The 25,312-nt window shown below is 36.0% G+C and carries 27 protein-coding genes and 1 other annotated feature; of the genes, 9 read left to right on the top strand and 18 right to left on the bottom strand.

Annotation, left to right across the window (positions count from 1 at the left end):
- Positions 1 to 35: 35 nt before the first annotated feature.
- The 8 genes from spxA to SH601_RS07255 all read right to left on the bottom strand — a co-directional run bounded on the left by spxA (position 36) and on the right by SH601_RS07255 (position 8,658).
- Positions 36 to 431 (bottom strand): transcriptional regulator SpxA, encoded by a 396-nt coding sequence (gene spxA / locus SH601_RS07290; RefSeq protein WP_319957615.1) that lies wholly within the window; start codon positions 429 to 431, stop codon positions 36 to 38.
- A gap of 211 nt (positions 432 to 642) precedes the next feature.
- Complete coding sequence (locus SH601_RS07285; protein ID WP_319957614.1) at positions 643 to 1,242, bottom strand: GNAT family N-acetyltransferase; 600 nt, start codon at positions 1,240 to 1,242, stop codon at positions 643 to 645.
- Between the two features lie 71 nt (positions 1,243 to 1,313).
- Positions 1,314 to 2,537, bottom strand: coding sequence for a putative glycoside hydrolase (locus tag SH601_RS07280; protein ID WP_319957613.1), 1,224 nt, complete (start codon positions 2,535 to 2,537; stop codon positions 1,314 to 1,316).
- Between the two features lie 324 nt (positions 2,538 to 2,861).
- Entirely contained in the window at positions 2,862 to 3,779 is a 918-nt protein-coding gene (locus SH601_RS07275; protein WP_319957612.1) for an ABC transporter ATP-binding protein, read from the bottom strand.
- Entirely contained in the window at positions 3,776 to 4,819 is a 1,044-nt protein-coding gene (locus tag SH601_RS07270; protein ID WP_319957611.1) for an ABC transporter ATP-binding protein, read from the bottom strand. Before SH601_RS07270 ends, SH601_RS07275 begins: the two co-directional genes overlap by 4 nt.
- A gap of 6 nt (positions 4,820 to 4,825) precedes the next feature.
- On the bottom strand, positions 4,826 to 5,974 hold the full coding sequence (opp3C, locus tag SH601_RS07265; protein ID WP_319957610.1) for an oligopeptide ABC transporter permease: 1,149 nt from the start codon (positions 5,972 to 5,974) through the stop codon (positions 4,826 to 4,828).
- Positions 5,974 to 6,906: an oligopeptide ABC transporter permease gene (gene opp3b / locus SH601_RS07260; RefSeq protein ID WP_319957609.1), complete on the bottom strand. Its 933-nt coding sequence runs from the start codon at positions 6,904 to 6,906 to the stop codon at positions 5,974 to 5,976. Before opp3b ends, opp3C begins: the two co-directional genes overlap by 1 nt.
- A gap of 111 nt (positions 6,907 to 7,017) precedes the next feature.
- Positions 7,018 to 8,658, bottom strand: coding sequence for a peptide ABC transporter substrate-binding protein (locus SH601_RS07255; protein WP_319957608.1), 1,641 nt, complete (start codon positions 8,656 to 8,658; stop codon positions 7,018 to 7,020).
- Between the two features lie 316 nt (positions 8,659 to 8,974).
- Here SH601_RS07255 and SH601_RS07250 point away from each other — a divergent pair, with 316 nt between their 5' ends.
- Positions 8,975 to 9,331 carry a DUF3899 domain-containing protein gene (locus SH601_RS07250; protein WP_319957607.1) on the top strand — a complete coding sequence of 119 codons (357 nt, stop codon included), beginning with the start codon at positions 8,975 to 8,977 and terminating at the stop codon, positions 9,329 to 9,331.
- Positions 9,332 to 9,386: 55 nt separating this feature from the next.
- Positions 9,387 to 9,584, top strand: a binding site (T-box leader).
- Between the two features lie 60 nt (positions 9,585 to 9,644).
- Positions 9,645 to 10,637, top strand: coding sequence for a tryptophan--tRNA ligase (trpS, locus tag SH601_RS07245; protein WP_319957606.1), 993 nt, complete (start codon positions 9,645 to 9,647; stop codon positions 10,635 to 10,637).
- Between the two features lie 120 nt (positions 10,638 to 10,757).
- On the opposite strand, the gene SH601_RS07240 is transcribed toward trpS, so the two are convergent.
- The 5 genes from SH601_RS07240 to SH601_RS07225 form a co-directional block, all read right to left on the bottom strand.
- A complete protein-coding gene (locus SH601_RS07240; protein ID WP_319957605.1) occupies positions 10,758 to 12,236 on the bottom strand; it encodes an aldehyde dehydrogenase family protein in 1,479 nt (492 codons plus the stop codon).
- A gap of 160 nt (positions 12,237 to 12,396) precedes the next feature.
- Complete coding sequence (locus SH601_RS07235) at positions 12,397 to 13,155, bottom strand: DUF3603 family protein (RefSeq protein WP_319957604.1); 759 nt, start codon at positions 13,153 to 13,155, stop codon at positions 12,397 to 12,399.
- A gap of 77 nt (positions 13,156 to 13,232) precedes the next feature.
- Entirely contained in the window at positions 13,233 to 13,451 is a 219-nt protein-coding gene (locus SH601_RS17690) for a YuzI family membrane protein (RefSeq protein ID WP_483401916.1), read from the bottom strand.
- Positions 13,452 to 14,129: 678 nt separating this feature from the next.
- A complete protein-coding gene (fabF, locus tag SH601_RS07230) occupies positions 14,130 to 15,371 on the bottom strand; it encodes a beta-ketoacyl-ACP synthase II (RefSeq protein WP_319957603.1) in 1,242 nt (413 codons plus the stop codon).
- 18 nt (positions 15,372 to 15,389) lie between these two features.
- Positions 15,390 to 16,325, bottom strand: coding sequence for a beta-ketoacyl-ACP synthase III (locus tag SH601_RS07225; RefSeq protein ID WP_319957602.1), 936 nt, complete (start codon positions 16,323 to 16,325; stop codon positions 15,390 to 15,392).
- Between the two features lie 187 nt (positions 16,326 to 16,512).
- Between SH601_RS07225 and SH601_RS07220 the strand changes: the two genes are divergently transcribed.
- Positions 16,513 to 16,695, top strand: coding sequence for a hypothetical protein (locus SH601_RS07220; protein ID WP_319957601.1), 183 nt, complete (start codon positions 16,513 to 16,515; stop codon positions 16,693 to 16,695).
- A 12-nt stretch (positions 16,696 to 16,707) separates the two neighbouring features.
- Here the strand turns inward: SH601_RS07220 and SH601_RS07215 are convergent, their stop codons facing one another.
- Positions 16,708 to 17,688 (bottom strand): BMP family ABC transporter substrate-binding protein, encoded by a 981-nt coding sequence (locus tag SH601_RS07215; protein ID WP_319957600.1) that lies wholly within the window; start codon positions 17,686 to 17,688, stop codon positions 16,708 to 16,710.
- Positions 17,689 to 18,248: 560 nt separating this feature from the next.
- On the opposite strand from SH601_RS07215, the gene SH601_RS07210 reads away from it, so the two are divergent.
- On the top strand, positions 18,249 to 18,422 hold the full coding sequence (locus tag SH601_RS07210; RefSeq protein ID WP_319957599.1) for a DUF2929 family protein: 174 nt from the start codon (positions 18,249 to 18,251) through the stop codon (positions 18,420 to 18,422).
- 101 nt (positions 18,423 to 18,523) lie between these two features.
- Complete coding sequence (locus tag SH601_RS07205; RefSeq protein ID WP_319957598.1) at positions 18,524 to 19,342, top strand: undecaprenyl-diphosphate phosphatase; 819 nt, start codon at positions 18,524 to 18,526, stop codon at positions 19,340 to 19,342.
- A gap of 100 nt (positions 19,343 to 19,442) precedes the next feature.
- Here SH601_RS07205 and SH601_RS07200 read toward each other — a convergent pair whose 3' ends face one another.
- Together SH601_RS07200 and SH601_RS07195 are read right to left on the bottom strand one after the other, a co-directional pair.
- A complete protein-coding gene (locus SH601_RS07200; RefSeq protein WP_319957597.1) occupies positions 19,443 to 19,754 on the bottom strand; it encodes a metal-sulfur cluster assembly factor in 312 nt (103 codons plus the stop codon).
- Positions 19,755 to 19,823: 69 nt separating this feature from the next.
- Positions 19,824 to 20,588: an alpha/beta fold hydrolase gene (locus SH601_RS07195; protein ID WP_319957596.1), complete on the bottom strand. Its 765-nt coding sequence runs from the start codon at positions 20,586 to 20,588 to the stop codon at positions 19,824 to 19,826.
- Positions 20,589 to 20,743: 155 nt separating this feature from the next.
- Here SH601_RS07195 and SH601_RS07190 point away from each other — a divergent pair, with 155 nt between their 5' ends.
- From SH601_RS07190 to SH601_RS07180, 3 genes are all read left to right on the top strand, one after another.
- The gene (locus tag SH601_RS07190; protein WP_319957595.1) at positions 20,744 to 21,598 is read left to right on the top strand and encodes a Cof-type HAD-IIB family hydrolase; all 855 of its coding nucleotides are present in this window, start codon (positions 20,744 to 20,746) and stop codon (positions 21,596 to 21,598) included.
- Positions 21,599 to 21,728: 130 nt separating this feature from the next.
- A complete protein-coding gene (locus SH601_RS07185; RefSeq protein WP_319957594.1) occupies positions 21,729 to 21,926 on the top strand; it encodes a DUF3813 family protein in 198 nt (65 codons plus the stop codon).
- Between the two features lie 136 nt (positions 21,927 to 22,062).
- Positions 22,063 to 22,326 carry a NifU N-terminal domain-containing protein gene (locus SH601_RS07180; protein ID WP_319957592.1) on the top strand — a complete coding sequence of 88 codons (264 nt, stop codon included), beginning with the start codon at positions 22,063 to 22,065 and terminating at the stop codon, positions 22,324 to 22,326.
- Positions 22,327 to 22,358: 32 nt separating this feature from the next.
- Here the strand turns inward: SH601_RS07180 and SH601_RS07175 are convergent, their stop codons facing one another.
- Positions 22,359 to 23,270 carry a BsuPI-related putative proteinase inhibitor gene (locus tag SH601_RS07175; protein WP_319957591.1) on the bottom strand — a complete coding sequence of 304 codons (912 nt, stop codon included), beginning with the start codon at positions 23,268 to 23,270 and terminating at the stop codon, positions 22,359 to 22,361.
- 50 nt (positions 23,271 to 23,320) lie between these two features.
- Positions 23,321 to 24,169: a YitT family protein gene (locus SH601_RS07170; RefSeq protein WP_319957590.1), complete on the bottom strand. Its 849-nt coding sequence runs from the start codon at positions 24,167 to 24,169 to the stop codon at positions 23,321 to 23,323.
- A gap of 231 nt (positions 24,170 to 24,400) precedes the next feature.
- On the opposite strand from SH601_RS07170, the gene SH601_RS07165 reads away from it, so the two are divergent.
- Complete coding sequence (locus tag SH601_RS07165; protein ID WP_319957589.1) at positions 24,401 to 25,261, top strand: DegV family protein; 861 nt, start codon at positions 24,401 to 24,403, stop codon at positions 25,259 to 25,261.
- Positions 25,262 to 25,312: the final 51 nt, after the last annotated feature.

Below are 25,312 nucleotides of genomic sequence, written 5' to 3'. Positions count from 1 at the left end.
AAAGCAGACCTACTATTAAGATCTGCTTTTCCAATTTAATTTACCATTCTCTGTGCTTCTCTAAGCTGGAATGTGCGAACAGTTCTAGGTAAGAAACGACGAATTTCATCTTCGTTGTATCCAACCTGAAGTCTTTTTTCATCTAAAATGATTGGTCTTCTAAGTAAACCAGGATTATCTTGAATCAGTTGGAATAAATCTTTCAATGGCAATTGATCCAAATTAACGTTTAGCTTTTGGAATACTTTGGAACGAGTTGAAATAATCTCGTCTGTACCATCTTCTGTCATTCGTAAAATTTCTTTGATTTCATCAAGCGTTAATGGCTCTGAGAAAATATTGCGTTCTTTGAAAGGAATTTCATGTTCCTCTAACCATGCTTTCGCTTTTCGACATGATGTACAACTTGGCGAGGTATAAAGTGTTACCATGTAACTTCACTCCTCATAATGGATTTATATTGCAGATGTACTTCACTTACATCTTTTATTACTTTAAAATGAATATAATCTATCATCTATGTACTAAGTATACTATATATTGCACTGGAATGATAGGGTATTATCCTTTTTTCTTTACTTTTTACATAACTTTTAGTATGAGTATACCCAATCACACTAACAATAAACCACATTTAAATAACTAATTGTTTTCTTTTGATTTATTTTCTAACATATCAAAAATATTATTTGCTTCTCTATTATCATCATAGCTTAATACTTCTTCAACAGGCTGATAGGACTTTCCATACAATTCTTTGTCCTTGTATGTATGGATATCTTCATACAATTTTTTCATTTGTTCATATATCTCTTCTTCATTCTGTGCCGTTGGTGACCAATATAAAATCTCTAATGTATTATGCTTATTCGTTGCTAATGACTTTCTTGTATAACCGATTGATACCGCGTGTTTAAAACCTTCTCGCTTATAAAAATGTAATCTCTTTGTCGAATCACTATCTTGATAATCGTACGGTTCTACTTCTAAAATAATCGGTTTATTTTTTTTCTTCAATTTTTCTATTAATTGATGACCAATTCCTTGTCCACGTGACTCTTGTGATACATAAACATAGTCAATAAACAGGAATGTAGGAAATTCTGCATACATCATCACATGATATTTCCCTTCATCCTTATAGTAAATATCACTTTTTTCTTTCAAAAGGATTTCCATATGTTGCTTAGATTTCATTTCCTCTACTGGAAAGTATTGATTTAATTTTTCATACCAATTCAAATGTAATCTCCCTTTCACAAATTCATCCCTTGAACACTGGAACATAGTTAGTTTACCCTAATTTAAAGAAATTAATCACTTGCTGGTGTATAATCCACACCTTTAGTATATGAGTTACCCGCATTCCAAATCAAGTATTCATCAATCCCATTCTCTTGCAATGCTTTAATTTGTGCCTCTACTTCCTTGGCACCGTAATGGAAAGTAGGTCCACTGTACAGCCATGGTGCATCGAAATCTTGAATCCATGGTCTAGAAACAGGTGGATCATCTAATGCTTCTAACACCTTATTTTCTACCTTTGCATATTCTGTTACTAGTCGATATGGTTCTGTATCCGGCTTTTCAATGCCAAAATAAGAAGTCCAATGACTCGGATAAATCATGGAAGAAATAACATCCACATTATCTGCAATTTTGGAAAAGTTTTGACCAATTCCTGGTGTTTCTTCAATTGTTGCTGCATAGCCGAAAATATCAACAGATACATCCACATTATAACCTGCTAACTCTTCTCGTGCATAGGAAACAAAATCTGTAACAGCTTCAACTCTTTTTTTAATATCATCTAAATCACTATCTTGATAGTCACCTTGCGCATATTCTAATTCCTGATCGCGCTTTTCAAACCCTTCAGGAAATCTGACATAATCAAACTGAATTTCCTTAAAGCCAAGTTGGGCCACTTTTTTTGCAATATCAATATTATAATCCCATACTTCTTTTTGAAACGGGTTTACAAATGCTTCCTTTTTACCATTCACCCACACCTCACCATTTTCTTGAAATGATAGATCTGGTCTTGCCTCAGCTAACATAGAATCTTTAAACACTACAATACGAGCAATTGGATATATATTTTTTTCACTTAATCTTTCTAGTACTTCTTCTACATTCATTAAATTTTTGCTAACACCTTCATAAGGCAGCTCTTCCTCGGGCTGATAGGTTACATATCCATGGTCTTCTTTAATATCAATAACCATTGCATTCAAATCAGTCGTATCTACTAAATCTACTAGAGAATCAAAATGACTTCCACCAGCTGAATTTCCTGTTACATAAATACCTCGCACAGCGTCTGGATAATCAAAGTCATATGTAGGTACCGGTGCAAATCTAGCTAACATGTCTGGAAACTCAAGCTGAGTGGATTTTGCTGTCCGTGTACTATTATTTCGAACTACTAATGCTTCTTCTTGGTCATCTGTCTCTGCAGACACACTTTCCACTGATAGTGCTGTCATCAATAGTACCACTATGATCATGATCCTTCTTGTTGTCACTCTATTCATTTCCTATCAAATCCTAACCATAAAAATGTGTATATATCTATTATACAGAAAATATGTTCTATTTTGTTGATTTTTAAAGAAAAAAATAAGATATTATCGAATTTGGTACTTTCCTCATATTTAGTATTGTTCTATTTTTCCCAAAGAAACATTCTCTATACCTCGTTTTATGTTTATCGTTCTTTTTGAAGCTTTGGGTTCTCTTCTTGCAACTTTGTCCTCTCTTCTTGCAACTTTGTCCTCTCTTCTTGCAACTTTGTCCTCTCTTCTTGCAACTTGAAAAGGGGCTGCACTCATCGTAACCGATGAGGCAGCCCCTTTCCATTATGCTTGATATGTTTTGAATTCTTTTTCTGAGCAAAGGACCCAGTGGCCTGGTTTTACTTCTCTGAATTCTAGGTTTTCTGTGTCATGCTGCGTGGGATCATAAACGATACGTTCACGATTACGTTCTACTTCTGGATCTGGTAGTGGAATGGCTGATAATAAAGATTTTGTATATGGATGTAACGGATTATTATATAATTCGTCACTATCAGCTAGCTCCACAATTTTACCGAAATACATAACTGCTATTCTGTCACTAATATACTTAACCATAGAAAGGTCATGCGCGATGAATAAATAAGTTAAGCCTCGCTCTTCTTGTAATTCTTTCATCAAGTTAACAACTTGCGCTTGAATAGACACGTCTAGTGCAGAAATTGGCTCATCTGCAATAATAAATTCAGGGTCAACTGCTAAAGCTCTAGCAATACCAATTCTTTGACGCTGTCCACCACTGAATTCGTGTGGGTAACGAGCGGCATGTTCTTTATTTAATCCAACTGTTTCTAAAAGTTCTTCCACTCGTTCTGTTTTCTCTTTATCGCTTTGTAGTAAGCCATGGATATTAATACCCTCAAGAATAATTTCTTTAACGGTCATTCTTGGATTTAATGAAGCATATGGATCTTGAAAGATCATTTGCATTTGTCTATTGAATTTCTTTAAGTCTTTTTTGGATTTTCGACCATGGACATCTTCGCCATTGAACTTCACTTCTCCACTTGTCGCATCATATAAACGGATAAGTGTTCTACCTGTTGTAGACTTGCCACAACCAGATTCACCAACTAAGCCAAATGTTTCGCCACGATAAATATCAAAGCTCACCCCATCGACAGCTTTTACAACTGTATGCTTACCAGTCTGAAAATGTTGCTTTAAATCTTTCACTTCTAAGATTTTTTCTTTCGTCATACTCGGTCTCCTCCCTTAGAAAACTTCTCCATTCTCTTTTTAATTACAGTAGGAGGGTCCACTTTTGGCGCATCTTCATGAAGAAGCCACGTTGCTGCATAATGAGAATCAGACACTTTAAACATTGGTGGCTGTTCTTCGAAATCAATTTGCATCGCATAATCATTACGTGCTGCAAATGCATCGCCTTTTGGTGGATGAAGTAAGTCTGGTGGCGTACCTGGTATAGCAACCAATTTTTCCGATTCATTTTCGACTGTTGGCATGGAACCAAGTAATCCCCATGTATATGGATGCTGTGGATTATAGAAGATATCATCAACATCTCCCATTTCAACAACCTTACCAGCATACATTACTGCTACACGATCTGCCACATTAGCAACGACACCTAAATCATGTGTAATAAAAATGATCGACATATCCATTTTTTGTTGAATTTCTTTCATTAATTCTAAAATTTGTGCTTGAATCGTTACGTCAAGTGCTGTTGTTGGTTCATCGGCAATTAGTACTTTAGGGTTACACGCAAGGGCAATCGCAATAACAACACGTTGACGCATCCCTCCAGAAAATTGGTGAGGATATTGATTCATTCTTGCTTCTGGATTTGGAATACCGACTAAATCAAGCAATTCGATCGCGCGTTCTTTCGCCTCTTGTTTCGATACTTTTTGATGAAGGAGAATTCCTTCCATTACTTGTTTACCAACCTTCATTGTTGGATTCAATGATGTCATCGGATCCTGGAAGATCATTGAAATATCTTTACCACGAATTTTTTGCATTTGTTTATCTGACAATTTCGCTAAGTCTTTTCCATCAAAAAGAATTTCACCTTCAGAAATTTTACCAGATGGTTTTGCAACTAATCCCATAATAGCTTTTGTTGTTACTGATTTACCAGAACCTGATTCGCCAACAATCGCCAATGTTTCCCCTTTTTTTATTGAAAAATTGACTCCGCGTACAGCGTGAACTACACCACCATACGTGTCAAACGTAACATTTAGATTACGAACATCTAATATATTTTCCATTTATTCTCACCTTCTCATTTTAGGATCTAGTGCATCACGTAATCCATCGGCTAAAATATTAAATCCGATCATTAATAAAGAAATAATCACTGCCGGGAATACTAATAAATATGGGTACACTCGATAATCTTGGAAAGCTGATTCGATTAATGAACCTAATGATGCATGTGGAGGCTGCAATCCTAATCCGATAAAGCTTAAAAACGATTCAAAGAATATCGCACTAGGAATAGTGAACATCGTATTGATAACAATGATACTTAACACATTCGGAATTAAGTGTTTCATTAAGATTCGATTATCTGTTGCACCTAGCGTACGAGAAGCTAAGATAAACTCTTGTCCTTTTAATTTCAATACTTGTCCACGCACAATACGCGCCATACCTATCCAACCCGTAATAGCTATTGCAACGGTTATCGCCATTAACCCTGGTTTCATAACAAGGATCATCAAGATAACAATAACTAAGTTCGGAATACCTGATAACACTTCAATAATACGTTGCATCACACTATCTGTTCTTCCACCGTAATAACCGGATATACCACCGTATAAAACACCAATCGCCATATCAATTAACGCTGCTAAAATACCGATATATAATGAGATTTGTGTTCCTTTCCAAATTCTCGTCCAAAGGTCACGTCCCATATTATCTGTACCGAACCAGAAATGTTCATCTTCAAAACCTTTCGCAGCGTAAACGTCTACCTCAAGCTCTACTTTGTAATAGCCGTTAGCACTTTCTTCAGGCGTTGCTAATACTTCTGTATCTTTCACGTACTGCTCATCAAATTCATACCCTTCCAAACCACGCTGGATGGCATCCTCTTCTGTCGAACCTTCTACTTGGAACTTTTGCGTACCATCTAAACCTAACCATTCCAAGCCACTAACTTTAGGTGGTAAATATGCAGCATCATAGTTAGGATCATCGAACGCTTTATCGTTCATTATTGGTCCAACTAATGACATGATAATGATAAATACAAGGACAATTAAGCCTGCAATTGCTCCAGTATTCTTACTTAGACGAAGAAATGCATCTTTCCAATAGGAGAGCTGTGGACGCGAAAGTTGTTCACCTAATTCTTCTTGCACTTGCACTCTCTCAAATTTTTCCTTTGGAATGTTTCTTGTTTCTTTGTCCATCAGTTCTTCCCTCCTGTCAAGCGAATTCTTGGATCGATTACACTATACAAGATATCCACAATTAAAATAACCCCAATAAACAGAATAGAGAAGAATAACGTTGTACCCATAATAACTGGATAATCATTTGTTGTAATAGAGGTAACAAATTGCTCCCCAATGCCAGGTACCGCAAAGATTTTCTCAATTACTAATGTACCTGTCATTAAACTTACAGTCATTGGCCCCAATACAGTAATTACTGGGATCAATGCATTACGTAAAGCATGCTTATATAAAATACGATTACCTGTTACACCTTTTGCTCTTGCTAACTCAATATAATCTGATCCTAATACTTCTAACATTTCTGTTCGCATAAAGCGAGCACAAATAGCCAGTGGGAAAATCATTAAAGCTATTGTTGGAAGTACGGTATAAATTGGACCTTCCCAGAACGACACAGGGAATAATCCCCATTTCACACCTAGATAATATTGGAGAAGACCGGCAAAAACGAAGGAAGGAATCGAGATACCGATAATCGCAATGATATTTGCAGCGTAATCCCAAATCGTATTATGCTTAATCGCTGACGCCATTCCTAAAATTATTCCTAATATCGCACCAATAATTAGTGCTTGTGCACCAAGTTGGGCAGATGGACCAATACGATCCAAAATTATATCTGTTACAGCTCTATTATTATATTGGAAGGAAATACCTAAATCCCCTTTTGTCATATTGACGATATAATTAACATATTGAACAGCAACAGGATCATTTAAGCCATATTTTTCATTTAGTATTTGTTCCTGTGCTTCTGTCATTTTTCCACCTAAATTGTTAAACGGGGAACCCGGTAACATCTTCATTAGGAAAAACGTGGCAGTGGCAATGATGAATAACGTAATAATCATATAGACGATACGCTTTAAAATATACTTTGCCATACCTTCCACCTCCTATAAACATAAAATTCTGACAAATACTCAAAAGAGAGCATAGCCTCTATCTTAAAAGATTAGCTATACTCCCTTTTCCACAGTTAATGAATATTCAATTTATTTTTCAATATCAACATATTTATAACTGTAGTTGTTTCCATAAGGATTGAAGTGATCAAATCCTTTTACATAGTTCTTAATAAGAACAGATGTTTTTCTTTGCATAATAGGAGCGATAGCTGCATCCTCAAGTAAAATCTTCTCCGCTTCCTGCATTGCTTCAAATCGTTCAACTGGTTTGTTAGCAAGTTCGCCTTTAACAGACGCAATTAGTTTATCATATTCTTCGTTAGAATAGTTAACATCATTGTTTTCTCCATCTGTTACCCAGATATCTAAGAAAGAAATAGCATCTTTATAGTCTGGTCCCCAACCTGAAGCTGCAATATCAAAGTCATCTTCACGTTGTAGATCTAATTGTTGTGACCATGGGACATTTTTAGTATCTAAAGTAAGACCATCTAAGTTCTTCTCTAATTCTGTTTTCATTACTTCACTGACACTCTTAGCTGTTTCATCGTCACCACTTAAGAAAGTAAGTGTTACTGTGTCGAAACCTAATTCTTCTTTAGCTTTTTCCCAATATTCTTGAGCAGCTTCTACATCATAAGATAATGTATCATTACCAACTTGGAAATCTTCACCTGTTTCGGGATGTTCTTCGAAATCTCTTGGTACGAACTCGTCTACAGGAACTGAGTCATTTCCGTATGCTACATCAATATATGCTTGTTTGTCAAAGCCTTTAGCAATTGCTTTTCTAAAGTTTACATTTTTCATATAGTCTGAACCATTTAATGGTTCTTCATTAAGTTTTAGGTAGAATGTACTTGCTTCTGATAATGATGTGTAATCAGGACTTGTTTGGTTATCTTTCACTTGAGCACCAGCCAATGTTACACGGTCTAAATTACCTGCCTCATAATTAGATAACCTTGTATCATTGTCTTTAATTACTTTAACATTAATTTCGTCAAGAGCGACATTATCGGCATCCCAATAATCTTCGTTCTTCACAACTTTCCAACCATCTTCTGTTTTCCATTCTGTCATTTTGAATGGACCATTTGCTAAGATAGCATCAGGTGATAATGAGAAATTATCTCCTTGCTCTTCCACAAATTCTTGGTGAACTGGAAGGAATGTTGAATTTGTTACATAAGAATCAAAGTATGCAACTGGTGTTTCTAGTTCTACTACAAATGTATGATCATCTGGCGCAGAAACAGCTAAGTCTTCTGGCTCCATCTCTCCATCAAAAATCTCTTTAGAGTTTTTGATTTTACCACTCATTAAATAGTTACCATAGAACGAACCACTATCTGGGTCTGTTGCACGTTGCCAAGCATAAACAAAATCATGTGCTGTTATTGGGTCTCCATTTTCCCAATTAGCATCGCGCAAGTGGAATGTATATGTTAATCCGTCTTCACTTACTTCTGTTTCGTCCATTTTTGCAATACCGGAAACAATTTCACCATTTGGTGCTTGACGATAAAGTCCTTCATACACATTATCAATCCATTGTGTTGAAATATTATCCTCTGTCATGATTGGATCCATTGTCGGAATATCTTGTTTTTCTGCAACTCTTAACACTTTAGATTCTGAGCCTGCATCATCGCCACTAGAACAAGCAACTAATGCCATACTTAACGTAATGGTAATCATTAGCAAAAACAACATTCTCTTCTTCATCTTTCTTCCCCCTTGTTATGTTTAGTCACTCGATGTTTATAGAGAATAAAAAACATTATACAACCAATTGTGCGAAAATTCACGAAAAATCTCGAAATTGAAACAATATAACTTATTATATGGACTTAATTGGTTTTTATATAAATCCAAATACCTATTAAAAAATTACCATTTCTGAATTTTATATATTTTTCATTATTTCTGATTATTCAGCTTGTTTTTGTTTCTTTGCTCACCTTTACAAGGTATAGTAAAGTAATAAAGGGATAAACCATTACAGATGAAGTTCATCAAGAGAAAGGAGTTTTTCGCTACTATGCCTAAACGGATAATACAAATAATCAGTCATTTGGTAGTATGTATCATTCTTTCGTTCTTATTCTATCGCTCCCTTAGTGTTGTGCACTATTCAGATACATTATTTTATATTGGCACTGCCTACGTGATGATCGGACTGTTCCTTTTTGTCGTTTCACGGAAGTTCTTCGATATAACTGCTTCTAGCTTCCAAAAGGTACTATCTAAAACAAATAGAAAAAAACAACTAGAGGATAAACACACAGAGTATATGTTACCTTCTGAACGTGTTAATAAAAACTGGATTCGTTTCTTTCTTATTAATGGAATATCTTTAAATATCATCATGTTCATTTTCTTGCTTCTCTTCTATTAATACACACTTGAAAAAAAGGAAGGGATTCTATATACTTTAACTAAATATTATGTTAGAAATCGGGAGTTAGAGTACTTCTTTTCCACTAGTTGAAGAGAGCCTATGGTAGCTGTGAATAGGTACTATGTAAAGAAGGAATTGGGGCTTCCAAACGGTATGTTTTCTATGTACACTAGGCATTAACTAGTAACAAGTGATCACTATAACAAGATAGTGATAACGAGGGTGGCACCGCGGTTCATTCGTCCCTTTTTTCATAAAAGGAACGAATGGGCTTTTTTTATTGGATATAATTATTAATGAGGTGAAGAATTTGAATACTATTTTTTCAGGCATTCAACCAAGTGGAAGTTTAACATTAGGAAATTATTTAGGCGCAATGAAACATTTTGTTAATTTGCAAGAAGAGAACAACTGCTATTTTTGTGTGGTGGATGAGCACGCCATCACTGTTCCTCAAGACAGATTAGAGCTTAGAAAGAACATTAAGTCATTAGCTGCTTTATATATTGCATCTGGTATTGATCCGGATAAGTCTGTCTTATTCATTCAATCAGAAGTACCAGCACACGCAGAGTTAGGCTGGATGCTCCAAACAGTCAGCTACATCGGTGAACTGGAACGAATGACACAATTTAAAGACAAATCACAAGGAAAAGAAGCTGTTTCGGCAGGACTTTTAACATACCCACCATTAATGGCAGCAGATATTTTATTATATGGTACAAATATTGTTCCTGTTGGAGATGACCAAAAACAACACATAGAATTAACTCGTGATTTAGCACAACGTTTCAATAACAAATTCAACGATATTTTCACCATCCCAGAAATTAGTATACCAAAAGTTGGTGCTCGCATTATGTCACTACAAGAGCCAACGAATAAGATGAGTAAATCAGATGATAACCAAAAAGCTTCTATCTTTATGTTAGATACAGAGAAGCAAATTGAGAAGAAAATCAAAAGTGCGGTAACTGATTCGGAAGGAATTGTAAAATTCGATAAAGAAAACAAACCTGGAATCAGTAACTTACTTACTATCCATGCAAGTTGTACAGGTGAAACCATAGAAGCTCTTGAACAAAAATATGAAGGTAAAGGATATGGTGAGTTCAAGCAAGATACAGCAAATGCTGTTATCGAAGTATTACGTCCTATCCAAGCGCGTTATAATGAACTAATTGATTCGGAAGAGCTAGATGATTTACTTGATCAAGGTGCAGACAAAGCCAATTTCGCTGCCAACAAAATGATTAGAAAAGCGAAAAAAGCTATGGGACTTGGGCGAGTGAAGAAAAAATAAAGATACATTCAGACGAATTTCTAGGATTCCACTAATTATTAGCGAAACTTACCTAGAAGTTAGCTTGATAATAAAAAGAAAACAGGCTTGAATTAGCATTAGCTAATTCAAGCCTGTTTTTTATTCAGGAATATATGGTAAGTCCCCATCTTTTGGTATGTTAATAACATGTGTATCTGTGTATGCAAGTAACCCTTCTTTGCCATATTCGCGCCCCATACCTGATTGCTTCACACCACCGAATGGAAAACGAACATCTAATCCTTGTATAGCTGCTGTATTAATCATTGTCGTACCTGCTTGGATATGTTGAGCTACTTCAATCGCATGTTCCTCATCACCCCAAACAGAACTAGTTAGTCCGTAAATACTATCGTTAGCTAATTTAATAGCTTCCTCGTCATTTTCAAACGTTAAAATCGGAACAGTTGGACCAAATTGCTCTTCGACTACTACTCTGTCGTGTTGAGCTGCGCCTAAAACAACAGTAGGCTGTAAGAAATAGCCTTCTTCAAATATATCTTGATCTAGGATTTCACCTAATTTTATTACTTCAGCACCTTTACTTTGTGCATCTTCCACTAATTCTTGTACATAATCCGCCTGCTTTTTATTGTTAACAGGACCAACTGTAACATTTTTATCAAATGGATCCCCTACTCTAATCCATTTATTTGCAGCTTCGATATATTTCTCAACAAACTTCTCGTAAATAGATTTATCGACATAAATTCGTTTCGCAATCATACATATTTGACCAGTAGTTAAGAAGTTTGAGATAACAAGTCGTGTCATCAACTTTTCATCATTAACATCAAAATCTTTCAAAATGATCGCTGCATCATTTCCACCTAACTCTAATGTCATATGTTTAATGGTATCTGCGGCAGCTTTCATGATATGTTTTGCTGTTTCTGTTCCACCTGTAAAGGCAATCTTGGCAATCTTCGGATTAGATGTTAATTCTACACCAACGTCTGCCTCACCATGCACCATGTTCAGCACGCCTGGAGGAAATTCATTTGCGATAATTGCTGCTACTTTGCTTACCGCAAGTGGTGCTAACGGACTTGGTTTCAATACCATTGTGTTTCCTGCTAATAATGCTGGGGCAATCTTAATAGTAGATAAAGATAATGGGTAGTTCCATGGTGTAATGGCTGCTACTACACCAATTGCATCTCTCGCAATAATCGTTTTACCTGTATCATGTTCTTGCACTTCATTTTTCACGACTTCTTTGACATTATCGCATGCGAACTCCATCCACATAAGTGAGACGCCAATCTCACCTTCTGCATCATACAGTGCTTTACCATGCTCACGAGATAATAATTTTGCGATCTCTGGAGTTTGATCTTTGATTTTCTGGATAGCAGCCCTCATCCGCTCTACTCGGTCATCAATAGATGATTCTCTCCATGTTGTAAAGGTATCAGACGCTACATCGATTGCTTTTTTCGTCTCTTCGACGGTATTCACTGGGGCATATCCGACAATTTCTTCTGGACGTGTAGGATTTTCACGTGGCTCATGCTTTTCGGTCTTATACATTTCTCCATTTATTATCGCATCAATAGTAATTGGGCTTTCCGACATAGAAATAGTCATCCTTTCTCGTAAATAAGCTACCTTTACTATTCCCTTTTTTTATACGCTTAAACAAAAAAATCAAAAAAGCTTTGGAAACAGTTGTCCAAAACTTTTTTCGCGGTGAGATATCTTGTAAATCACGTTATTAATCAGCACGAGTCTTACTTTATGATCGTAATGATTTTGTCGATTCTGGGTCAAGCTCTCGTTCCAAAATATCTTCATAAAAAGATTGACCTTTAATAATCTGTCTGCAAAAGTTTTCATGTTTTTGACTCCAACCTGCCGCAACACCATCATATAATGTATCCCACGCTTCTTGGAAAGTCATTCTTTTAATCGAATGATACTCTTCTGGTAACCACTCTGTTAACCAATATCTTATCTCTTCTAAACAATTAGCTACTTCTAATTGATCAAGTGCGATCATTAATAATTGTTTCAATTGACGCTCTCTTCTCGTTAATCCACTCATATATTTTGGTGGTAAGGATAATATGTGGTACTCTTTCTTCGTATCACTAGGAATAGTGTAGTTAGTAGCTGTTCGCCCTTTGATAAGGTCGAATACTAATCGTTCCTGCCGAGGAATCAATCTACTTTTACGGATCGGTATATGATATCCCATCGTATCAAATGCAAGTACAGCGGAACCATTTGTAATAATACACGCGTATTCCAACTGTTTTCGTTCTTGATTTTTTCGCGTATAGGCACGTTGATATATTTGATCTAACAATGGTTGTGGTATATCTTGTAAGTCGTTCTCTATGTAGCGAAATACTTTGTCAGTTAGAAACAAAATTGGTGCCTGATCTAATATTTCAATACCATCTGACTTTCTCCATTCATGAAAAGGACAAACATTGTAGCCGTTCTCTTCACCTTCAAACCAATTGACCCACACATCATGCAAATAAATCATATGACGAACCCTCACTTTGACTAATCTGTTTATCCAACAGTATGACCAATACAAGATAAATTATTCTTCTCTTACTATTATTTAACAGAGGATAGTGATAATTTTTGGACGGAAATTCCCATAAATAAAAGACCTATCAAGAAAAAATAACATTCCATTTTTGTTTGAATAATTTGGAGGTAATCTAGGAATGACAAACCAGCGGGGATAAAGTTTAAATAAAGAATAATCGAGATTCCACCTGAAATAGACAAACCAAATCCTATCAAAAACAGCAACAAATATATCAAATCCACCCGCTCCTTCCCCTCTTTGTATTCATTTATATGTACAAGCCTATAATCTATGACAAAAGGAAACAGAACGAAGAAGATGCACGTAATTTACGCAGTCTAAAAGCGATAGTCTCTTGTGGGCTAGATTTTCTCCCGTTCTATTGATGATGAGCGTTGGGATTAGCTCCGACAAAACACTACGCTTTCTGCGGGTACGGCTTCAGCTAACTTTGTGAAGAAAACCACTTCACAAAGTGGATCTTCAGCTCGTACTGTTCCCGCAAGAGTCTCCGTGTTTTGTCTCCGCTAAATGAAGCATTCTACTGTTTGTGAGTGGAAATACAAAGATTCATTCCTGGAAGAAATACGCTTAATCAGAGGACATGAAATGTAAGTATTCCTCTCTCATACAATAGAGAGTTTAACTAAAGTGAAGGCAGAATACGGAGACTCCTACGGAAAATGCGCAGTCTGAAAATCCACTTTTCAACCGCTCTTGTTGAAAAGTTAGTTGAAGACAAGCCCGTGGAACGCGTAGTATTCTGCCGTAGCGATAAGATATCCACTAACCATCAATCAGAATGAGTGAGCGCATTTCAAGGAGTAACCAACAGGGAGCAAAATCTACTTACGCTTTTAGACTGCGATTAATGGACATTAAAAAGAGAGCAGGATGCCTGCCCTCTTTTTACGCGTTATTTATTGTTGATATTTTTTAAATACTAATGTTACGTTATGTCCACCGAAACCGAATGAATTGCTTAATGCAACATCATATTCTTTTTCGATTGCTTCGTTTGGTACATAATTAAGGTTACATTCTTCATCAGGTGTTTCATAGTTAATGGTCGGTGGGATAATGCTATCTTGTAGTGATTTCACACAAGCGATGGCTTCCACCGCTCCACCTGCACCTAATAAGTGACCAGTCATTGATTTTGTAGAAGAAACATATAGATTCTCTGCATGCTCTTTAAATACCGTATTAATTGCAGCTGTTTCAAACTTGTCATTCAATCCTGTACTTGTTCCATGTGCGTTAATATATGTTACATCTTCTGGTTGAATGTCTGCATCTTCCATTGCTTGACTGATAGCTCGTGCAGCACCTTCTCCTCCTGGCGCTGGCGATGTAATATGATATGCATCACCAGTAGCTCCGTAACCAGTAATTTCCGCATAAATTGTTGCACCACGTTTTTGAGCTGATTCTAATGATTCTAAAATAAGAATACCTGCACCTTCACCCATTACAAAACCATCTCGATTTTTATCAAATGGTCTACTTGCTGTATTTGGATCTTCATTAAATGACAATGCTTTTGCTGTAGAGAATCCAGCAAATGCCATATTGGTTAATGGTGCTTCCGCTCCACCTGCGATCATATAATCCGCATCTCCACGCTCAATTACTTTAAACGCATCTCCGATTGAGTTTGCACCAGATGAACAAGCTGTTACCGAACAGTTGTTAATACCTTTAGCTCCTAATTGAATAGAGACTTGTCCTGCTGCCATATCAGGAATTAACATTGGTACGAAAAATGGACTGACACGACGATAGCCTTTATCAACAAACTTTCTAAATTGCTCATCATATGTTGCCATTCCGCCGATACCTGAGCCAATCCAAACACCTACACGATTGGCGATTTCATCAGTGATTTCAAGGTTAGCATCTTCTACTGCCATACGTGCTGCTGCAACAGCATATTGTGTGAATAGATCCATACGTTTTGAATCTTTCTTATCCATATACTCTGTTGGGTCAAACTCCTTAACCTCTGCAGCAACTTTCGCTGGAAATTCATCTTTGTTTACTTTCGTTACAAAATCAATTCCAGATGTACCAGATTTTAAATTATCCCATAATTGAGTAATAGTATTTCCTAATGGTGTCACGGCACCCATACCAGTAATAACCACTCGATTTTTGCTCATATCGATTCCTCCCTTTCTCTATTTACCCCACTTTAATGCGACAGCTCCCCAAGTTAAGCCTCCACCGAAGCCTACTAAGACCACTAAGTCATTATCATTTATTTTACCGTTTTTTACGCTCTCAGACAAAGCAATAGGTATTGAAGCGGCTGACGTATTACCATATTTATTAACGTTTACTGCCATGCGATCTTGCTCAATACCTAAACGTTGTCTCGCAGCTTCCATAATACGAATATTTGCTTGGTGTGGGATTAAGTAATCCACATCCTCTTTTTCATATCCTGCTTTTTCTACTACTTTTAATGAAGACTCAGGCATTTGGCGAACAGCAAATTTAAATACTTCTCTACCATTCATATAAATATAATCATCTTGTTGTTCTAAATGTTTTCCGCCGTTACCGTCTGAACCTAATTCAAATGATAAGACACCTTTATCATCACTTACAGGTCCCATTACAGCCGCACCTGCTCCGTCTCCGAAAAGAACGCACGTACTACGGTCTGTCCAATCTGTAATTTTTGACAACTTATCAGCACCGATAATTAATACATGTTTATATGCACCAGATTCGATAAATTGTTTGGCTGTTACCACACCATACATAAATCCTGCACAAGCTGCACTAATATCCATTGCTGCTGCATTTGTTGCACCTAGACGTGCTTGTAATTTACAAGACACTGTTGGAAATGGCTGGTCTGGTGTTACAGTAGCCACTAAAATTAAATCTAATTGATCAGCAGTAATTCCAGCTCCATTTAAAGCTTGTTCTGCTGCGTTATATGCTAAATCAGAAGTATCTTCATTATCGTTCGCAATTCTGCGCTCTTCAATACCTGTTCTAGTTCGAATCCATTCGTCACTAGTATCAACGATTTTTTCCATGTCTGCATTTGTCAATACTCTTTCAGGTGCATAATGCCCCGTTCCGATAATTCCTGCTTTCATCTTTATCCTTCCTCTCAAAGGAATTTTATTATCAAATATTAAGACTTGGTACTAATTTTATAGTAAGATGACGTTTTTTTCAAGTTTTAGCTTTCCAACCTGTTTCAGAATCATTCTCTACTTTTTATCAAAAATACCCATACCATTTCGTTTACCTTACCATAGTCTAATAATAGGAGGGGTATAAATGTCAGATAACAATCGATTCGATGAATTAATGTTCGGTCCAAGACCTCATTCAGAGGATACAACAGAGCAAGAAACAGAAAATAACGACACATTCGATCTAGCGAAAACAATTGAATTGCTTCATGACACTTATCAAAAACTTTCGCCAATAAAAGATGTGTTTAAAAACATGAAAAAATAGCTGTTATAACAGCTATTTTTTCATTTGGTGTGGTAACAATTCCGTTTCTTTATACTGCTCAATTAATTGTTCAAGCTCATCTATAAAAGATTCAGAAAGATGCTCACTATAAGGTCCCAGAGAGATAACTTCTTCTACAAAACCAAAATTATAAATACCACCTGTTAAATCACCTTTTTGCAACTCTTTTAATGCGTGTAAATATAGTTTATCTATATGCTGGATAGTACTTGTTAAAACAGAACTTCCACCAATCGATTGTTGGTCATTTACATAACCGATCGAATAATGACCATCATTCATCGCTCTTTCTACGATAGGTACGCTAAACGCATCACCTGCAGGATAAATTACATCCGCTTCATCCTCGGTTAATTCCTTATAATAATCCATTGCGACATCTTTTTCGTCCCAATTATGCACATATTTAATATCGATTGCTACATCACTATTTTGATAATTAGCACCTTCATAAAAACCTTCCACTTCTGGCTGCCACTCATGAGCTGCTATAACACCAATATGGTCAGTATCTGTCATTTCTGCTGCAACCATGCCTGCAAAAAATCCCATTGCTAGTGAGTTGAAATTTAGACTAATGAGGTTATCAGCCGAATATCCACCATTAACATAAATAAATTGAATATTTGGGTAGGAAGTTCTAATTTTATCGAAATATTCGCCAAAGTTACTACTATGACCAATAATAACTTGTACTCCTTGATTAGCAAATTCCTCAACAGCTATGTTCACTTCTTGTTGTGTTTGCACACCTTCTCGAAAGAATATATCCATCTTCAAATCTTCTTGTATTTCTAATAAGCCTTTGTATCCCTTACTTCCCCAATTTTGATCATGGATTGTATGTTCGATCAACATACCAACGCGCTCAATTTTTTCACCGCTTGCATTTGAGTGACAGCCACTTAAAATAGAAATAATGAAAATAAGCATAAGTATAAGCAAGCCAAAATGTTTTCTCAAAATCCGCACTCCTTATTAATCACGTAGATATCCCCTAGAACTATTTTACCGTTTACCTAACAGTCCGTAAACCTAGAAAAGATTACAAATAGATTACAAGCAGGTAAATCTCCTTAATATATCAACTGCATCATGATAAAGTGAGACTTCAATCAGTGCGAGTTTTTGACTCCCACTGATTGTTAGCAAAACGTATCAGGGCGTTAGCGTCCGTTTATCCCCCCACTTATCTTTTTTTTAACTCGAACCTTGAAATGGAGGTTTTACGGACTCATGCAACGTGATAAATAATATATGTATTTCCTCAAACTTTTTATTTATTTTATGATGGATATTTGATAAACTATATGTGGACAAAACGTAAGGGGATACATATTTTTTTTAGAGTAAGACTTTCCCGCCACAACGGGATTACGTCATAGAAAAACAAAACGTATCAGGGAGTCAGCTTCCGTTTATCTTCCGCCTAACTTCTTGGTTATCACTCCATCTGAATAGAAGTGGGCATATTATGGACGTTTGCACCCTGATGAATGAACTGGACATATAAAGAATAGAGAGGTGATTCGATGAAATATTTCGCAACTATTTTTTGGGCTGTTCTTATTTTAACGGTTGTTGCATATGTTCTAACTAGTATGGCCGGCTTACCATTTAACTTTGCAGGAGCTATTTCTTTAGCAGCAGTCTTCAGCATTGTGGCAATCGTTCTTGGTGAAGGCGTATTGAAGGAAGAAAATTAGTATACAATTACCATTTTTCTTCGACTTCCGAAATAACCCTTGTCAAAATTCATGACAAGGGTTATCTTTATGTAAGATAAATTTTAGGGGGATACATAAAAATGGAAGATCTCATTATATTGATAAAATATTTGTTTCTAGGATTAGTACAAGGTTTTACAGAACCTATTCCTATTTCATCTAGTGGACACTTAGTCATGATCCAAAAAATCATCGATGTAGGAATAACAGAAAACTTATCCTTTGAAGTATTAGTGAACTTTGGATCTTTAATTGCGGTATTAATCATTTATTGGAAAGATATTATCAAGATTGCGAAAAACGGTATTCATTTTATCGCTACGAAGGACAAAGATTCTCGTGATGACTTCATGTTTATTGTTTACTTAATTATCGCTACTATTCCTGCTGGTCTGTTAGGAATACTATTAAAAGACTATATCGAAGGTACTTTTGCCAATCAAGCAAAAATCGTTGGTATCACACTAGTGATTACCGGGATTTCTCTTTGGATTATCCGAAACTTACGTGGTAAGAAAAATGATGGAGCGCTAACGATTAAAGATGCGGTTATCGTCGGTTTTGCACAGTCCGTTGCATTACTCCCAGGAATTAGCCGTTCGGGTGCTACCATTGTAGCTGCTATGCTACTCGGAATGAAACAGGAAACGGCTCTTCGTTTTTCCTTCTTAATGTACATTCCTGTAAGTGTTGGTACAATGATGTTATCAGTTGGAGATGTCGTACGTGATCCTAACATTAGTACATTGTGGATCCCTTACCTTATCGCTTTTGTCGCAGCATTAGTCGCAACATACTATTCATTACGATGGTTTATGAACGTAATGGCAAAAGGAAACCTGAAATACTTTGCGTTTTATTGTTTAATCGTAGGTATTATCGCCTTTATTATTTTGTAACGTTTCTACAAAATGATCAATTGAAGAAAGCCACGAGAGAGCCTTCTCTCGTGGCTTTGTTTTAACTGTATACAAAAAACGCCCTTTCAGGCGCTTTTTATCAATCTGGAATACCAAGAGCAATTTTCGCGTATCTAGACATACGGTCTTTTGACCATGGTGGACTCCAAACAATATTTACTTCTGTATCTTTAACTTCTGGAATATCCTCCATCGCACGCTTCACATCTTGCTCAATGTGTCCAGCAAGTGGGCATCCCATTGCTGTAAGTGTCATTGTCACCGTCGCAATACCTTCGTCATTTAAATCTACACCATAAACTAAACCAAGGTTTACAATATCTATTCCAAGCTCTGGGTCAATCACATTTTCCAGTGCTCCCATTAAATTTTCTTCTAAAGCCTGATCCATCTTATTTCCCTCCTTCAAAAAACTTGTCTTTATTATAAAACAAATCTGTCTATTTTTAAATGATTAACATCATAGATGATTTTCTACCCAGTTAACAAACTCCACTGTAGCAAAACGAGACACTTTATGCCCACGTCCCATTTCTTTTAAAAAGCTAATGTTTTCAGGGTTTTTGTAATAGCTAATCGCTTCTTCATAAAAACTATATGAATGCCGGAACGGTACGACTTGGTCATCCTCACCATGCCAGAAGAACAGCGGTCGTTCAAATAACTTTTCTACTTGCAAGGAAAGGTCAATCCCTTTTAATTCGTCTAACAAAAACTCAATATGTTGCTCTGGAATAGGAAATTGTTGATATTTTTTCTTCATGTGTTCAATCATTTCTTGGGCGTATGTTTTAATTTTTGGTGAGCCCATTAGCACCCCAGCAGCCTTAATCCAAGGAAACTGTGTAAGAGCAGAAGCAGTAGTAATACCACCCATACTAGTACCTGCTAAGCCAAAACGATTACCATCTAATAACTGCTTTGCTACTAACTCTTGATAAAGACTTTCAATATCCTGCAAATTTTGCTTAACAATGTCAAAAAACTGTAGTTGCCTCTCATTGTCAGAAATACTTTGTTCTCTTTCCCCGTGTAGCATAGTATCTGGCAGGAGTACTCGGTAACCTTTTTCAGCTAATAAGTAAGCCAATGGTAAATTATGTTCTTTTGCACTTGTAAAACCATGTATGTACGTTAATGTTGGTAAAGCATTATTTTTCTTTTCATTATCCACGACATGTAGTAAAGGAATATCGCGCCAATATTCTTTCGTAATTGCTATCATCAGTACATCCCTTTCTGCTAATTATTCTTATTTTCATCATATAACTTCTCATGTAAACTTGCAAAATTTTCATACTTCATTATTTCTAATTATTTTAGAAACTTTACACATGAATCAAAGAAATATACACTATAATTAAATAGTGAGGTGAATGTATGCAAACGAATAGACATATGATAGCGTTAGATTTAGACGGGACACTGTTAACAGAACACAAAGAAATCAGTCCTTATACAAAAGCAGTTGTACAACAAGCAATGGCTGAAGGACATATTGTCGTTATTTCCACAGGTAGGCCACATCGTTCAAGTATTCGATATTATCGCGAGCTTGGATTAGAAACACCGATGGTTAATTTTAATGGCGCACTTATTCATCATCCAACAGATCGAAATTGGGATGTATTACATACTCCACTGCCTAACCGAACTGCTCTAAAAATTGTTCAAACATGTTATGATTTTGAAGTGGATAATATTTTTGCGGAGATCCAAGATAATATATATTTGGACCGTTTTGATCAAAAGGTAATTGATATCTTCACAGAACCTGGGCAAAACGAACTGATAACGATCGGAAGCTTGAAAAATCAATTAAAAGAAGACCCGACATCTTTGTTAATTCACCCTAAAGATGAACATTTAGAACAACTAAGAACTTATTTGGATGACCACCATGCATCTATTATTGAGCATAGAAAATGGGGCGTGCCCTGGAATATCATCGAAATCGTTCGAAAGGGCATTAATAAAGCGGTTGGTTTGAAGAAAATTGCTCATTATTACAACATACAGGCGAGTAATATTATTGCTTTCGGTGATGAAGATAATGATTTAGAAATGATTGATTATGCAGGTGTTGGTGTAGCAATGGGCAATGCGATTGATCCACTAAAACAAATTGCCAATTATCAAACGAAAACGAATGAAGAAGATGGTATCGGCCTATTTCTGTCTGATTATTTGAAATTGGAAGCAAACGTTAAGGCTGGCAAAGATCTATCGGAATAAATAATGATAATTAACTCATAATAAGCATGAACATCACATTGGTGTTCATGCTTTTCTCTTTTCGATATAACGGATCATAATGGTAATCCAATTGATAAGCCTAGTGATTCATATAACAGGAGGATTTATTATGCAAAACCAATTATTTCAACAAGCTAAGGATGCCGTCAATCGCTTAATGAATCGTGGTAACGGAAACTTCGCTGAAGCAGATAAGCAAGCAGCTCAAGAGGCTATTCAATCTGCCTATACAAACGCAACTGCAGAAGAACAAAAAGCACTTCAAGAGCTTGAAACGCAATTAAAGCAACAAAACGAATTAAAGTAAGACCCTCTCCCCTATACAAAGAAGGCATACAAGCTGTATGCCTTCTTTCTTCATCACCTTTTCCACTAGAAGTTCTTTCATAAACGATAACATTTTGGTATGATGGTGATAAAGTTCGTTTTATAGGAGGAATACAATGAGTATTATTGTAGAAGCAACACCTAATCCAAATGCCATGAAATTTACTAGTGACAAAATGATCTTTGAAGGAAATAATAGTATCTCTGTTATGCCTGGTCAAACAAGTGAATATGATGTATTAAATGAATTAATGGAACTAGAAGGTGTAGATAACGTTTTTGGTTTCCAACATTTTATTACAGTCAATAAAAAATTTGATATCGAATGGGAAGAACTAGTAAGCAAAGTTGAAGAACTAATAACAAAGCACGGATATTAAAAAAGCGAAGGGAATTCCCTTCGCTTTTTTCTTTATTCTATTACTTCTAACTGAACGGGAACTTGTTCTGAACGATCTTCGTTATACAAGATCATCATCACTGTTCCATTGTATGGTAATAAATCTTCAGAAACGGAAATGCTAACCTCAAAATCTTGCCAACCTTCACCTTTAACAGGTAATTCTGTTTGTTCCACAAGATAATTGTGACCATCTTCTACTTCATAATATGTAGTACCAATACTTGTATCTACTTGACCTTTCACTACATACTGCCCTTTCTCACCAGATACATCAATCGAACGAAATGGTCCATCTTCCTCTTCTTTTGTACTTGTGTCTTCTGTAGATTTATCTTGTTCTTCTGTTGCTGACGAAGTTTCTTCAGTGTCTTCTGTTACCTCAGGCTGTTCAGATTCATTGGTTTCTTCTTTCGTCTTTTGACTAGTAGCTTCAATTGTAACAGTTGTTGTTTGTTGTAAAGGTTCTCCTTCAACAACCTGCTCATTTATTTTGGAAGGAATAATCGACACTTCCACTTCGTATTCACCAGCTTCTACTTCAGTAGGAATATTCCAAGATTCTGTCCACTCTTTCACATCACCTGCAGCCAACGTTTCTTCTACTATAGCTTGTGTAAACATTTGATCCTCAGAATATTGATAAATAGCTTGGCCATCTTGAGATAAGATAATCTCATATTGCTGATCAGTAGCGAAAGTAAAATCAACTTCTTCTTCATTATCATTTAGCAATTGCAAAGTAAATACTAATTGTTCCTCTTGTTGTTCTGTCTCAACCTCTAGGCTAAGGTTCTGTATAATTGAAGAAATAGCTTCTGCATTATTTATTGGTTCCGCATTTTTGGAACCCTCTTCTCCATTACCACATGCTACTAAACCTAATATTGCGATCATTGAAACGAGTAATAATATTTTTTTCATATTTCTTCAACCTCCTTATAAGTATATACGCAAGATTACAGTGGAAAGTTTCAATCATTTCTTCGGAAGAATCCATAAACACCTGCTGTTTGGATAATATTCGTAAAGGCATGTTCATCCACTTCATGAATTATTTTTTCTAAGTCATATAATTCATACCTTGTGATAACTAAATATAACATATGCTTATCTTCTTTCGTATAAGCTCCTTTAACAGGCAAAATAGTAATACCTCTAATCATTGTATCATGAATCGCTTTCTGTAATTCATCTGCTTTTTTCGTGACGATCATAGCTGTTACTTTTTCGTGGCGTGTATGTATTCCATCAATGACACGTGTCGTCACATATAAACCAACTAATGTATAAAGCGCATTTTCTGGTTCATTTAATGTACCTGCGACGATAATAATGACCCCGTTGATAATCATCAAATATCCACCAATTGGCTTATCCTTTAATCGCGATAGAATCATCGCAATGATGTCTGAACCACCAGTAGATGCACCCCATTTTAACGTAATACCTACACCAGATCCTGCAATAACTCCACCGAAAACAGCATTTAAGAATATATCGTTTGATAAAGTAACAATCGGTAAAACTTCTAAAAAGAACGATGTAGCAACAACTGATAGAATACTGTAAATAGTAAATCCTCTACCAACCATCAACCAACCAAGAATCGCGACTGGAATATTTAAAATAAGTAAAATAATACCTGTACTAGCTATCTGAATTCCCAAATAATCCGATAAAATGGTTGATATAATTTGTGACATACCAGTAAAGCCACTCGCATATACATTTGCATTAATATAGAAAAAATTAAGTGCAATCGCATTGAGAACTGCACCAATAATTACTATGGTAATTCGTTTAGCTTGCATTAAAAACATTTGTAATCCCCCTCCTGTTCAGTTCTTTTCTTACCCTTTTTATTACTACTTTAAGCTTTTTATTTCGACTAATCGTATTGGAACAAGCATAAACTATACTAAAATTCTTTCTAAAAACCAAGTGTTTTGTGTAAAAAATATCAAATAATTTTGACGTAGCTATTTGTTACACTTACACTTATATTAAGCTAAAACGAAACATACATGCACAATAAATAAGGAGGGGCTTATATGGCAGTACAAATACTAGCAGATTCAGCATGTGATTTATCTGCAGAAGATTTTCAACAATATAATATAGAAATGTTACCTTTAACTGTTCAATTAGATGGTGAAGAATATCAAGATGGTGTTACGATCTCGCCAAAAAAAGTATACGATACAATGCGAGCAGGAAAAGCTCCTAAAACATCGCAAGTTAGTCCTCAACTTTTCAAAGATGTCTTTGAAAAACATGCGAAAGATGGAACAGAAGTAGTCTATTTAGCATTTTCCTCGGCCTTATCTGGTACATATCAGGCCGCTAAATTAATGGAACAAGAAGTAAAAGAACAATATCCTCATTTTGTGTTACATGTACTTGATACTAAATGTGCCTCATTAGGCTATGGACTTGTCGTACAACGCGCAGCAGAACTAGCTCAATCAGGTGCAACAGTCGACGAAATCGTCCAAACAAGTACATACTACTATGAGCATATGGAACACATTTTTACAGTAGATGATCTAGAGTATTTGTACCGCGGTGGGCGTGTAAGTAAAACAGCTGCTTTTGTTGGTACATTACTTAAAGTCAAACCGCTACTTCACATGGAAGATGGAAAACTAATTCCGTTAGAAAAAATTAGGGGTTCAAAGAAAGTATTCAAGCGAATGATTGAAGTGATGGAGGAACGAGGCAGAGACTTAGATAATCAACCAATTGCTATTAGTCATGGTGATGCACTTGATACAGCAGAACACCTTGCTTCAATGATCCGTGAAAAATGGGATGTAAAAGATATAAAAATCAACATGGTCGGCTCTTCAATCGGAGCACACTCTGGTCCTGGTACCATCGCACTCTTTTTCTTAAATGATTCACCGAAATAATAACATGCATTTTTTTACGTATATCGTTCCATTTTAACACCATACTAGAAG

This window comes from Gracilibacillus pellucidus (assembly GCF_033949965.1).
Taxonomy (GTDB): Bacteria; Bacillota; Bacilli; order Bacillales; family Amphibacillaceae; genus Gracilibacillus; species Gracilibacillus pellucidus.
This window is presented reverse-complemented; position numbering and strand designations above follow the sequence as displayed.